We start from the raw sequence: 12,263 nt of genomic DNA on the forward strand, positions 1-12,263 counted from the left end.
AATCGACGCTCGGATTTAGGGTGTTCGGTTGCTGGGCTGTCCCGGGAACATGAGGCCTCAAAGAGCCTGCACCTGCTCAAAGAACAGCGGCGGCAGGATTGCGCCCACCGCCAGTTGGCGCCCTTATAGAGAGGGTCTTTCGCACCGTCAACGCTTTCGGGAGCTGGAAAACCGGCCTCGAACGGGCTGGAGGCGGGCCGTAACGCCCTGAAGAGGTTGAATTTCTGCCGTCGCCCGGCTATTGGCTGGCAACATTCTGGAGGGTCGTCCGATCGGACGACCATGGCAGGTGAGGCATGATCCGCGGCTTTTTCCGACTGATTGGGCTGTTGCTGCTCGCTGGCGGGTTCATCTTCATGGTCTATGACGGCGCCCGCTGGGTGGCCGACCAAACCCTCAAATTCACCCGGTTCGGCCAGTTCTGGAACGACATCAATCAGGCCAGCCAGACCGCGTTCCGGACCTGGGTCGAGGCCAAGGCGCCCTGGCTCTGGACTTCGGTGATCCGCTTGGTGCTGGATCAGCCGGTCTTCGCCGTCCTCGGCATTCTCGGCATCCTGCTGATGATCTTGTTCCGCCCGCGCAAACCGCTGATCGGCTATTCCCGGGATTGAGCCTTCAATTCCCGCGATTGAGCGTCGGGGCGATGTAACAGCTCTGCCTCTCGCTGCGTAGATGCCTATATTCCCACCTGATCGCGAGCACGCCGCCTCAGCGCTCGACCTCTTGAGCTCGCTCACGCGACGGACAGCTCGTTTCGGAGACCCATCATGCTCTTCATGCGTAAGACCACTGCATTGCCGAGCGCAACTGAGGCGCTGCCCGGCCGTGCGCAAGCCATCCCGACCGCGACCACCCATTTCGTCAACGGCGCGAAGCTGCAGCCGCCTTATCCCGCCGGTCTCGAGCAGGCGGTGTTCGGTCTCGGCTGCTTCTGGGGCGCCGAGCGCAAGTTCTGGGAGCTCGGCGATGGCGTCTACGCGACCGCGGTCGGTTATGCCGGCGGTCACACGCCGAACCCGACCTATGAAGAGGTCTGTTCGGGCCGCACCGCTCATACCGAAGTGGTGCTGGTCGTGTTCGATCCGAACAAGATCTCCTACGAGAGGCTCTTGAAGACGTTCTGGGAGAGCCACAACCCGACGCAGGGCATGCGCCAGGGCAACGACGTCGGCACGCAGTACCGCAGCGCGATCTACACCTTCAGCGACGCGCAGAAGAAGGCCGCCGAGGAGTCGAAGGCGCTCTACCAGAAGGCGCTCGCCGCAAAAGGGATCGGTGCCATCACCACCGAGATCGCGCCCGCCGACGAATTCTACTTCGCCGAAGACTACCATCAGCAATATCTGGCGAAGAATCCCGCCGGCTATTGCGGCCTCGGTGGCACCGGCGTGTCCTGCCCGATCGGGGTTGGTGTGAGCGCGTAAGCGTTCACTGGTGCGACAGGCTCGCTGCACCTCTCCCGCTTGCGGGAGAGGTCGCATTGCATCGCAGATGCAATGCGGGTGAGGGCTCTTTCCTCGTTGGGAATCCCTCTGTGGAGACACCCTCACCCCGACCCTCTCCCGCACGCGGGAGAGGGAGCGCGCCGCGTTCTTTGCTGCAGCGTCGCGCCGAACACCCCTCGCAACGCTTTATTAACCATAACCGGTGCAAGACTGGAGCCGTCTCGTTTCGAGGGATAGGTCCGGTGCCGGTTGCACGCGCGTTTCGATGGTCGATCTTGGCAGCGTCCCTGGCAGCGTCCGCCGCGCTTGCCCTTGGCGGCTGCATGCAGACCGCCGGCCCAGTCGCGGTGATGCCGCCGCGCGCCGATCTCGACTCCATGGCCTATGGTCAGCCCTACAGCGCGCCGCAGCCGGTCGTCGTTGCCGACGGTGGCGGCGCCATCGGCGCGCTGCGCAATTCCTTTGCCTCTTCGCCCGCGCCCATGCCGGTCGGCTACGCCGCGCCAATGGCGGCGCCAGTGCGCTATGACTCGTCCTATCATCTCGACGCCGGCGACAGGCTTCGCGTCGTGGTCTACGGCCAGGAAGGTCTCACCAACAGCTATGCGATCGACGCCGGCGGCTCCATCACCATGCCGCTGATCGGTGCGGTGCCCGCGCGCGGCCGCACCACGGCGGGCCTCGCCGGCGAAATCGCCGCACGCCTGCGCAACGGCTATATCCGCGAGCCCTCGGTCGCCGTCGAGATCGAGGCCTATCGCCCGTTCTTCATTCTCGGCGAGGTCCTCGCGCCCGGCCAATATCCTTACGTGCCGAACATGACGATCGAAAGCGCGGTCGCCATCGCCGGCGGCTTCTCGCCCCGCGCCAAGCGCGACGTCGTCACCGTCACGCACACCGAAGCCGGCGGCGCGATGCGCGCGGTCGTCCCCCTCGGCACGCCGCTTGCGCCAGGCGACACCGTGTTCGTCGGCGAGCGCTGGTTCTAGGTTTCCTGTCATTCCGGGGCGCGCGTAAGCGCGAGCTATGATGCGCAATTGCGCATCAGAGAATCCATTCCTCCACCAACTCTGCGGCCCGATGGATTCCGGGCCCGCGCTGCGCGCGTCCCGGAATGACAGCTTAGGTGGTATCGACGATTTTTCTCCGCCCGCGATCTACCTTCGAAAATCCAGCCGCCCGTTCGGAAAACACCCGTCGATCCGTGTGGCATCCACCACGCGCCCGACCCATGGCCGTGTGATCGCCGGCGTGGTCAGGTTGATGTATTTGCCGACCAGGCGATACGCGCCCTCGCGCGCCGCATCGATCAGTCCGTGCCGGCGGCCATTGTCCCAGTCGAAGCGCAGATAGAGACGGCTTCCCGTGACGCGGATTTCCGCGCGGCCCTGTTTCCATCTGTCCGGCGCATCGCCCGCAATGGTCGGATCGGCGCCGCCGTTCCAGCGGCTCTGCCACCAGCCCTCGAGCGGGTCAGAGGGCGAAGCGACGGATGCCCACGCCGCTGCATTGACGTCGGCTGCATCACCGGACAGCGATGCCGTCGCGGCATAGGCCCGCACCTCGGAATCGTCAGGCGACGGAACGTCCATGGTTCCGAACGGATTGCGGAGGACGAGGTGCGTGATGGCTTGCTGCATGACGAAGCTCCGGCGCGAGTTGCTTGATCCGCCAGCTCTATCGCCGCGCGCCGTGCTGCAGCCACCCGATTTCTGCGAAGCGGGGCAGCGCAACTGTCTCCCAGTCATTCCGGGGCGCGCGTTAGCGCGAACCCGGAATCCATCGACCCGCTAGCTCTGACGCCCAATGGATTCCGGGCCTGCACCGCTTCGCGGCGCATCCCGGAATGACGGAGGCGAGAGTCCCGCGCGCTATTTCGTCAAATGCTTCGCGAAAAATGCCATGCTGCGCGGCCAGGCGATGTCGGCGCTGGTCTTGTCGTAGCTCGCCCGCTCGTCGCAATGGAAGCCGTGCTGCGCGCCCGGATAGACGAAGACCTCCACATCAGGCCGCTTCGTCTTGATGGTCTCGACATCGGTCAGGGGAATGCCGGCATCCTTCTCGCCGAAATGCAGCTGCGTCGGCACCTTCGGCGTCTCATCGGCAAAGCGCACGACAGCGCCGCCGTAATAGCCGATCGCGGCCTTCAGGCCCGACAGCCGCGTCGCCGCAACGAAGGCGACGCTGCCCCCTAAGCAAAAACCGATGATGCCGACCGGGCCGACGCTCCTGGCCGCATCGATCGCCGCCTGGTATCGCGCAGCATCGCGGCCCAGTCCGGATTGGCGACGAATTTGCGCGCCTCCGCGATCTCATCGGGCGAATAGCCGGACTGGAAATTCGGCGACGTCCGGTCGAAGATCGACGGCGCGATCGCGACATAGCCTTCCCCCGCGAGACGGTCGCAGACCGAGCGGATGTGGTGATTGACCCCAAAGATCTCCTGGATCACCACCACCGCACCTTTCGGCGTGCCCAAGGGATCGGCGCGATAGGCGCCCAGCTGGAAATTGTCCGAAGCCGTCAGCTTGATGTCTTGTCCCACGCGGGTTGTCCTTGTTTGTTGTCGCGAATTGGTTGTCACAAATTCACTCTCTCCCCTCATCCTTCGAGACGCTTGCTTTGCAAGCTCCTCAGGATGAGGGGCGAGAGTTGCGCAGCCGCTCTCACTCCCACATCCAGTTCTCGCCGTAATCCTCCTTCCATCCTGCCAAGCGTCCATGGCGGAATTGCAGGAACAGGCGGTGGCGGTAGGGGATCAAGCCGCTGCCGCCGATGTTGCGCAAAGCGAGGTAGATCTCGTTGCCGGGACGTCCCCGCACATATTGCAGGGGCCGCCCGAGGGCGCGCGCGGTCTGCTCGGCATCCATGCCGAAGGCGAGCGGCGTGTTGTTCGACAAGGTCGCAACGAAGGGCCGGCGCGGCGGCATGGTGCCGAACGGCTCGGCCTGCGCAGGCATCGATAGCAACATCATGCCAGCAGCCAGCATCATCAGCTTCATCGCCCACGTCCTTGCTTGATCGGCCTATCCCGGCAAGTTCTTCAGGAAAGGCTCGACCGCGTCAACAAAAGCCTTGGGCTGATCGATGTTGACGGCGTGTCCGGCGCCGGGGATCACGACCTTTTGTGCGCCGGGGATCTTTGCCGCCATGTAGTCGGACGCCGCCAGGAACGGCGTGTCGTCGGCGCCGACCACGATCAGCGACGGCACCTTGATCTCGGGTAATAGCTCGATCACGCGCGCGTCGCGCTGGGTCAGCATGCCGCGCGCGGCGAGCGCCAGCCCCCTGGCGTTGCGATGGCTGGCGGTGGCGCGTTCGCGGGTTGCTGATTTCAGCACTTCGAGGCCTTCGCGATCCAGCCGGTCGGCGGTGGCAAGCGCCCGCGCGTTCCAGGCTTCGCGCGCGTCGTCCTTCTTGAAGCCGGGGCCGGTGTCGATGATCAGCAGCGCGCGTGCGCGCTCCGGGCACGCGCGATAGAACGCGAGCGACATGTAGCCTCCGAGCGAGAGACCACCGATGATGGCGCGCTTCGCACCGACCGCATCGAGGATCGCCGCCATGTCGCCGACAGTCAGCGCTTCGCTATAGGCGGTGGGATCGTCAGGATAGTCGGACTGGCCGTGGCCGCGCATGTCCCACAAGATCAGCTTGTGGTTCTTCGCGAGCGCATCGACTTGCTCGTGCCACATCGCCGCGGTCGAGGAATAACCGTGGGTGAGCAGCAATGGCAGCCCCTCGCCATGGACTTCGTAATAGATCCCGACGCCGTCCCGATTGATCTTCGGCATTGTTTTCCGCCCTTTCGTTTTTCATCCTCGGTGCCAGCTGGCGTGCGCGGTTCACCTCTCCCGAAGGGAGAGGTCGGCTCGCATCGCAAGATGCGAGCCGGGTGAGGGGTTCAGGTCTCCACTGAACGCTGCGGCCCCTCACTCGGATTGCACTGGACGATGCTTCGCATCGCCAGATGCAATCCGACCTCTCCCCGTCGTGGAGAGGTAAGGTAAGCGCCCGCTATGACTTCAGCTCACTTCGTCACAGTCTAGTCCGCCAAGTTACCTCGAAGAAACTGCCTGAATGCGATGGCACGCATGTCAGGCGCATGCGCTGTTGTGTCCAGTGGCTGCGTCGGCGCCGTTGGCGCGGCGCACAACGAGCAAGTGCAGAGCTGGTTTTTTCGATCGATTCCAAATTGCATTTGCCTCCGCACGTGAACCCGATCATGCTTGCCGCCAAGGCGGGACGCCAGCCCGGTGGGCGTCCGCTAGACAAGTTGCCGCCGTAAGCGGCTTCATGCACCGGCAGGGGAAGACGCCTATGCCAACTCTCACCATCAACGGGCGGAGTCTGTCCGTGGATGCGGCGAACGACACGCCGCTCCTCTGGGCGATCCGCGAGCAATTGCAGATGACCGGCACCAAGTTCGGCTGCGGTGCCGGGCTGTGCGGGGCCTGCACTGTGCACGTCAACGGCGAAGCCGTGCGCTCGTGCCAGACCATGGTCGGCGACGTCGCCGGCAAGAAGATCACCACCATCGAAGGCTTGTCCGCCAAGGGCGATCATCCCCTGCAGAAGGCGTGGATCACCGAACAGGTGCCGCAATGCGGCTACTGCCAGTCCGGGCAGATCATGCAGGCGGCCTCGCTGCTTGCGAAGAATCCCAATCCGACCAAGGAAGAGGTCGTGGCGCATATGGACGGCAATCTGTGCCGCTGCATGACCTATTCGCGGATCCAGAAGGCGATCATGCGCGCCGCATCCGAGATGCGCACCGCGTCCGCCACCTCCAGCGAGCGGAGGCCCACATGAACGAGCATGTGAAGAACGTGACCCCCGAGACGACCGATCTCAGCCGCCGCTCCTTCCTGGTCGGCACCGTCGCCACCGGCCTCGTGCTCGGCTATGTCGGCGTGCCCGGCATCGATTCTGCGGCGGCTGCGGCGCCGGCCAATTTCGAGCCGAGCGTCTGGTACGCGATCTCGCCGGATGGTCTCGTCACCGTGACCTGCGGCAAGGCCGATATGGGCCAGCACATCGCCTCCACCATGGCGCAGATCGTCTGTGAGGAGCTGGGCGCGAAATGGAGCGACATGCGCGTGTCGCTTGCCTCCAACGATCCGAAGTTCAACGACCCCGTCTTGGGCGCGCAGATCACCGGCGGCAGCTGGTCGACCATGATGAATTTTGAGGCGATGAGTCGGGCGGGTGCCGCCGGTCGCATCGCGCTGACGGAAGGCGCGGCCGCCGCGATGGGCGTGCCGGCTAGCGAGCTTGTGGTGCGCGATTCCATGATCGTGCATCCGAAGTCGAAGAAGCAGATGTCGTTTGCTGAGGTCGTGAAAAGCGGCAAGGCGACGAAAACCTTCACGCCGGACGAGCTGAAGGCGATCAAGCTGAAGACGCCGGATCAATACACCATGATCGGGGTCTCGGTGCCGCAGCTCGACATCCCCTCCAAGACCAACGGCACGGCCAAGTACGGCATCGACGTGATGCTGCCGGGCATGGCCTATGGCGCGGTGGTCACGCCGCCGGTGCGCTTCGGCGCCACGGTGAAATCGGTCGACGACAGCGGCGCCAAGAAGGTGCCGGGCTTCATCAAGGCCGTCACGCTCGACGACAAGACCGGAACGACGTCGGGCTGGGTCGTCGCGGTGGCCAGCACCTACGCCAACGCCAAGAAGGCGGCGCAGGCGCTGAAGATCGCCTATGACGGCGGTCCCAACGCCAAGCTGTCGAGCCAGTCGCTGCTCGATGAAGCCAAGCGGCTTCAGGCGCTGGAGGATTCCGGCCAGTTCTTCGTCAAGGACGGCGATCCCGACGCCGCGTTCGGTTCGGCGGCAAAAGTGCTGGAGGCGGAATACACCACCAGCATCAACATCCACGCGCCGCTGGAACCGATGAACGCGACTGCGGAGTTCAAGGGCGACATCCTGCACATCTATTCCGGCAACCAGTTCGCGACGCGCTCCGGTGCGATCGCGGCAGGCGCAGCCGGGATCGATCCGAAGTTCGTGGTCATGCACCAGATGTGGCTCGGCGGCGGCTTCGGTCGCAGGCTCGATGCCGACATGATGATTCCGGCGGTGCAGGCGGCGAAGGCGGTCGGCAAGCCGGTGAAGGTGATCTACTCGCGCGAGAACGATATGACGATGGATTTCTCGCGCCCGCTCACCTACCAAAAGGTCAAGGCCGGCGTCGACGGCGATGGCAAGCTCATTGCGATTAGCCACGACGTGGTCTCGGCCTGGCCGACCGCACGCTGGGGAATCCCCGACTTCCTGACGCCGTCGGTCGACAAGAAAGGTCCGCTCGATTCCTTCACGGTGAACGGGGCCGACTTCTTCTACACCGTGCCCAACCATTATGTGCGCGCGATCAAGAACGAGCTCGCGCACAACGCCACGCCGTCGGGCCAGCTCCGTTCGGTGGCGCCGGGTTGGACCTTCTGGGCGGTCGAAAGCATGATCGACGAGATCGCGGCGGCAGCGGGCAAGGATCCCGCCCAGTTCCGCATCTCGCTGCTCGATGGCGCGGGCAAGAACGACGGCGGCGCGCAGCGGCTGCGCAACACGCTGCTCGCCGCAATGGGATTGTCCGGCTACGGCACCAAGCAGCTCCCCAAGGGAGAAGGCATGGGCGTGGCCTGCGTCTCATCGCAGGAACGGCAGTCCGCAAGCTGGACGGCCTGCGTCGCCCATGTCGCGGTGGCGCCGTCGGGCGCGGTGACCGTGAAGAAGCTCACGGTCGCAACCGACGTCGGCACCCAGGTACATCCCGACAACATCCGCGCCCAGGTCGAGGGCGCGGCGCTGTGGGGCCTGTCGCTGGCGATGTACGAGAAGGCGACACTCAAGGACGGTGGCATCGAGCAGACCAATTTCGACAGCTACACGCCCTTGCGCATGAGCCAGACGCCCGAGGTCGCCGTTGCCGTGATCGCCAATGGCGAGAAGGCCACCGGCGTCGGCGAGCCCGCGGTGACGGTGGTGGCCCCCGCCATCGGCAACGCCATCTTCAACGCCTCCGGCGCCCGCGTCCGGGCGCTGCCGATCACGGCCGAAGCCGTGAAGGCGAGCATGAAGGCGTGAGACCGAGCGCGATTGTTGCGTAAGATGATCCGCCGGAGGCCAACCTCCGGCGGATTTTTTGTCTCGGCCGCTTCCACAATCTCGCTGTCATGCCACGCGAAAGCGGGGCATCCAGTACGCCGCGGCCTATCGGTTCAGCCACAGCCGTCTCGGAGTACTGGATCGCCCGGTCAAGCCGGGCGATGACGGCGAGGGTGGGCGAGAGCCCTCGAAAATCCTCTTTGTTATCAATGGCCCGGCTACTTTGCATGGGGTTGTTTTTCGACTTTTTGTTTGAAACCGCCCACAGCGGAAATCCCTCAAATTGCACTCAATTCCGCAGGGTTCCATTGAGCACGCCTCTTAAGAGCCAGAGAACCTGATCCGGCTTAGGCTTAAGGCCAATACTCGTGCTCTCGGTTCCTTTTGGGGAAGTTCATGAACGCCTCAGCCAAACCCGCCGCCAAACGCCGGCTTCTGCTCGCTTCCGACCGGAGCGACGAGAGCAGCGAGCTCGTCAGCATCTTGAAAGCGGTCGGCGAGGTCTCGACGGTCACGACCCAGGACATTCCCGAGAAGCCGTCGCGCGATCTCTCCGGCCTCGTCGTCGACATCAATTTGCGTTCGCCCGAGAGCGTGCAGCGGGTGCGCAACAAGCTGCGCGGCGATGCCTATCGGTCGATGCCGCGGTTGTTCGTGCTCGCCGACGCCCTGCATCACGGCACCATGCAGGCCTGGGCGCTGGGCGCCACCGACACCATCTCGCGCCCGCTGCAGGCGGACGCCATCCTTCAGCGCATCCGTTCCGCCTTCCCGGACACCGCCGTCTATGACGCGACCGATCGCGGCAAGACGCTCAACCGCGGCGTCGAGGCGGCGCATGCGGTCCTGGCCAAGATGTTCGAGAAGCTGCCGCTCGGCGTGCCCCTGACCTTCGACGACGTCATTGCCGCCGAGAGCAAGATCCTGAAGGCGATCAAGCACTCCTCACTGCGCGAATGGCTCACCACGGTCGGCTGCCACCATGTCGGCAGCTATCGGCACTGCCTGTTCGTCACCGGTTTCGCCGTCGCCTTCGCCCAGCATCTCGGCATGCGCGAGGACGACCAGCGCCGCCTGACCCGCGCCGCGCTGCTGCACGACGTCGGCAAGGCCTTCGTTCCCTCCGCGCTGCTGGACAAGCCCGGCAAGCTCACCGATGAGGAGATGGCCGAGGTCCGCCAGCATCCGCGCCGCGGCTATGACGCGCTCGCCGCGCAAGGCGGCTTCCCGCCGGAGATGCTCGACGTCATCCTGCATCACCACGAATTCCTCGACGGCTCTGGCTATCCCAACGGCCTGTCGTCGAACCAGATCAGCGACATCGTGCGGCTGACGACGATCGTCGACATCTACGCCGCCCTGGTGGAGAAGCGTGCCTACCGCATGCCCTTCACCCACTCGCGTGCGTTCACGATGATGGAAGGCATGGGCGGCAAGCTCGACCAGCAGCTATTGCAGGCGTTCCGCCCGGTGGCGCTGGGGGCGTTTTGAACACGATGCCGTAGGGTGGGCAAAGGCGCGCACTTCGCGCGCCGTGCCCACCACGCATCGGCATTCGCGGTGACAATGGTGGGCACGCTTCCGCCTTCGCTCTTCGAGCTACGGCGGACAAGTCGCTTTGCCCACCCTACGGCAGCGTGCCGTTTGGCGGCGCCTCACCTTACCATCTTCCTTAGCTCCGCCTTCGCCACCTTCTCCAGCGTCGAGCGCGGCATGTCGTCGACGAGCCTGATCTCGCGCGGCACTTTGAAGTCGGCGAGGCCGGCGCGGCAGGCCGCCATCACGCGATCATGCAGGTCGGGCGCAGCACCCGCGACGCCGCCCTGCGGGACGATGAAGACGACCGGCACCTCGTCCAGCATCGGATGTGTCTTCGCCACCACCGCCGCCTCGCGCACGCCGGGAACCAGCGCGATCACCTGCTCGATCTCGGAGGCCGCGACGTTCTCGCCGCCGACCTTCAGCATGTCCTTGGCGCGGTCGCCGAACTTGATGTAGCCGTTCTGAAGCCGCTCGACGCGGTCGCCGGTGAGGAAGAAGCCGTGCTCGTCAAAACTTTCGCGCGTCGCCTTCTCGTTGTGCAGATATTCGGCGAACAGCGACAGGCCGGGGATGCCCTTGATCGAGAGATTGCCGGTGCCGCCGACGTCCGTCGGCCGGCCGTCGTCGTCGGTGATGCGGATCTGATACTCGCTCGCCGCGCGGCCGATCGACATCGGGATGTTGGGCTGATCGACCTCGCCGACGATGCCGTGGGTGATGGTCTCGGTCATGCCCCACCAGCCGATGATCTTGACGCCGAATGCGGCGAAGGCCGGCGGCTCGTTGATCGCACTGCCCCACAGGCGGAATTTGTGGTCGTTCGGGATCTCCTGCTCGAGCAGCGCCTTCATGCAGAACGGAATCGTCGAGGTCCAGGTCGAGCCGTGCTCGCGCGCGACGCGCCAGAACCGGCTGGCGGAGAAGCGCGGCTGGATCACGCAAGATCCGCCGACCCACAGCGTCGCCAGCATGGAATAGGCCAGCGCGTTGGTGTGGAAAAGCGGCAGATAGGTCTGGTGCACGTCGCCGGCATGAAGGTCTTCGTGCGCGGCGTTGATCTTGGCGCCCCACAGCGCATTGGCATGGGTCCACAGCACCGCCTTGGGGCGCGACGTCGTGCCCGAGGTGTATTGCACGCTGCACGGCGCGAGCGGATCGGTGGCGCGCCTGGGGCGGTCCGCGCTGTCGACGAACAGGGATTCGAAACTGTCGCCGCGCGCGACCGCTTGCGCCGGCGCTGTGCGCGCATCGTGCGAGGTCACCGCCATCCAGCTTATGTTGCGGCAGTTCTGCGCGACAACTTCCGCATAGGCCGGCTGCGTGATCGCGGCGACCGCGCCGCAATGATCGGCGAAGTACGCGATCTCGGCCGGCGCCGAGCGGGTGTTGGTGGTCACCGCGACGGCCCCGAGCTCGACACAGGCGAACCACGCCAGCATCGCCTCGATGCAATTGTCGAGATGGATGAGCACATATTCGCCGGGCTTGACGCCGCGCCTTGCGAGGCCCGCCGCGAGGGCGCCGACCCGCTCGTGAAACTCGCCATAGCTCCAGCGTCGCGCCGGCGCATCGAACGGCGCCCAGATCAGGAACGGATGTGAGCTGCGCACCTCGGCGCGCAGCTTCAGCAGCCAGGGCACGTCGAGCCCGTCGAACGGGCCCACGATTCCGGCGGCGGTCTGTTGAATGGGCATGTGTCCTCCCGTGCAGCCTGCATCTTGATGGCGGCTGTCTTTGGATTATTGCGTCTTCCTGCCACCCGATAGCGCGGGAAGCAAATCCGGCGGAGCACGCCGTGAGGCGCATATCCTCTCTCCTCGTCATGTATGGACGGCCCCCTCTCGGCAAGGGCTTTTTGGTGCTTCAGCAAATGAATCGGGGAGCGGTCATGTATACGGCCTCGAGAAGCGGCCATTGACCGCGGGCCCTGATGGAGATCGCTGATCGAATTCCAATCATTGCGGCGCGCTGTGACGCGCGATGACGATGCGGAGTGTTTCGATCCCGGTTTCCAGACCATTTGCCATCACACCTTTAGTGCCCTTCCGATAGGCATGGAGCGCGAGCGCGGCGGCTGTTGCCCCTCAACTAGGCCGCAGCCGGCGCGCTCGCGCGGTCTCGGTAGGTTTCTCCTTTGACCAGCATGGCCCAGATGATCCGG

General features: G+C 64.9%; 10 protein-coding genes and 1 pseudogene. 6 read left to right on the forward strand and 5 right to left on the reverse strand.

Annotated elements, in window-relative coordinates; genetic code table 11:
- The first annotated feature begins 296 nt into the window (after positions 1-296).
- From BLV07_RS41880 to BLV07_RS41890, 3 genes are all read left to right on the forward strand, one after another.
- Positions 297-614 carry a hypothetical protein gene (locus BLV07_RS41880; RefSeq protein WP_091898220.1) on the forward strand — a complete coding sequence of 106 codons (318 nt, stop codon included), beginning with the start codon at positions 297-299 and terminating at the stop codon, positions 612-614.
- A 156-nt stretch (positions 615-770) separates the two neighbouring features.
- Positions 771-1,427, forward strand: coding sequence for a peptide-methionine (S)-S-oxide reductase MsrA (msrA, locus tag BLV07_RS41885; protein WP_091898223.1), 657 nt, complete (start codon positions 771-773; stop codon positions 1,425-1,427).
- A gap of 263 nt (positions 1,428-1,690) precedes the next feature.
- On the forward strand, positions 1,691-2,437 hold the full coding sequence (locus BLV07_RS41890; RefSeq protein ID WP_091898225.1) for a polysaccharide biosynthesis/export family protein: 747 nt from the start codon (positions 1,691-1,693) through the stop codon (positions 2,435-2,437).
- 168 nt (positions 2,438-2,605) lie between these two features.
- Here BLV07_RS41890 and BLV07_RS41895 read toward each other — a convergent pair whose 3' ends face one another.
- From BLV07_RS41895 to BLV07_RS41910, 4 genes and pseudogenes are all read right to left on the reverse strand, one after another.
- Entirely contained in the window at positions 2,606-3,088 is a 483-nt protein-coding gene (locus BLV07_RS41895) for a hypothetical protein (protein WP_091898227.1), read from the reverse strand.
- A 231-nt stretch (positions 3,089-3,319) separates the two neighbouring features.
- Positions 3,320-3,993, reverse strand: a pseudogene (locus BLV07_RS41900) (dienelactone hydrolase family protein).
- A gap of 121 nt (positions 3,994-4,114) precedes the next feature.
- Entirely contained in the window at positions 4,115-4,450 is a 336-nt protein-coding gene (locus tag BLV07_RS41905) for a hypothetical protein (RefSeq protein ID WP_091898229.1), read from the reverse strand.
- A 24-nt stretch (positions 4,451-4,474) separates the two neighbouring features.
- A complete protein-coding gene (locus BLV07_RS41910) occupies positions 4,475-5,239 on the reverse strand; it encodes an alpha/beta fold hydrolase (protein WP_091898231.1) in 765 nt (254 codons plus the stop codon).
- Between the two features lie 526 nt (positions 5,240-5,765).
- On the opposite strand from BLV07_RS41910, the gene BLV07_RS41915 reads away from it, so the two are divergent.
- From BLV07_RS41915 to BLV07_RS41925, 3 genes are all read left to right on the forward strand, one after another.
- Positions 5,766-6,257 carry a (2Fe-2S)-binding protein gene (locus tag BLV07_RS41915; RefSeq protein WP_091898233.1) on the forward strand — a complete coding sequence of 164 codons (492 nt, stop codon included), beginning with the start codon at positions 5,766-5,768 and terminating at the stop codon, positions 6,255-6,257.
- The gene (locus BLV07_RS41920; RefSeq protein WP_091898235.1) at positions 6,254-8,539 is read left to right on the forward strand and encodes a xanthine dehydrogenase family protein molybdopterin-binding subunit; all 2,286 of its coding nucleotides are present in this window, start codon (positions 6,254-6,256) and stop codon (positions 8,537-8,539) included. Before BLV07_RS41915 ends, BLV07_RS41920 begins: the two co-directional genes overlap by 4 nt.
- A 417-nt stretch (positions 8,540-8,956) precedes the next feature.
- On the forward strand, positions 8,957-10,051 hold the full coding sequence (locus BLV07_RS41925) for an HD-GYP domain-containing protein (RefSeq protein WP_091898237.1): 1,095 nt from the start codon (positions 8,957-8,959) through the stop codon (positions 10,049-10,051).
- Positions 10,052-10,215: 164 nt separating this feature from the next.
- Here the strand turns inward: BLV07_RS41925 and BLV07_RS41930 are convergent, their stop codons facing one another.
- A complete protein-coding gene (locus BLV07_RS41930; protein ID WP_091898239.1) occupies positions 10,216-11,796 on the reverse strand; it encodes an AMP-binding protein in 1,581 nt (526 codons plus the stop codon).
- Positions 11,797-12,263 lie beyond the last annotated feature (467 nt).

The sequence above is a fragment of the Bradyrhizobium sp. Rc2d genome (genome assembly GCF_900099855.1).
Classification (GTDB): domain Bacteria; phylum Pseudomonadota; class Alphaproteobacteria; order Rhizobiales; family Xanthobacteraceae; genus Bradyrhizobium.

Excerpts from the sequence above, each read along its gene's own strand:
- BLV07_RS41880 (WP_091898220.1), top strand. The coding sequence starts at position 297 with ATGATCCGCGGCTTTTTCCGACTGATTGGGCTGTTGCTGCTCGCTGGC.
- msrA (WP_091898223.1), top strand. The coding sequence starts at position 771 with ATGCTCTTCATGCGTAAGACCACTGCATTGCCGAGCGCAACTGAGGCG.
- BLV07_RS41895 (WP_091898227.1), bottom strand. The coding sequence starts at position 3,088 with ATGCAGCAAGCCATCACGCACCTCGTCCTCCGCAATCCGTTCGGAACC.
- BLV07_RS41905 (WP_091898229.1), bottom strand. The coding sequence starts at position 4,450 with ATGAAGCTGATGATGCTGGCTGCTGGCATGATGTTGCTATCGATGCCT.
- BLV07_RS41910 (WP_091898231.1), bottom strand. The coding sequence starts at position 5,239 with ATGCCGAAGATCAATCGGGACGGCGTCGGGATCTATTACGAAGTCCAT.
- BLV07_RS41915 (WP_091898233.1), top strand. The coding sequence starts at position 5,766 with ATGCCAACTCTCACCATCAACGGGCGGAGTCTGTCCGTGGATGCGGCG.
- BLV07_RS41920 (WP_091898235.1), top strand. The coding sequence starts at position 6,254 with ATGAACGAGCATGTGAAGAACGTGACCCCCGAGACGACCGATCTCAGC.
- BLV07_RS41925 (WP_091898237.1), top strand. The coding sequence starts at position 8,957 with ATGAACGCCTCAGCCAAACCCGCCGCCAAACGCCGGCTTCTGCTCGCT.
- BLV07_RS41930 (WP_091898239.1), bottom strand. The coding sequence starts at position 11,796 with ATGCCCATTCAACAGACCGCCGCCGGAATCGTGGGCCCGTTCGACGGG.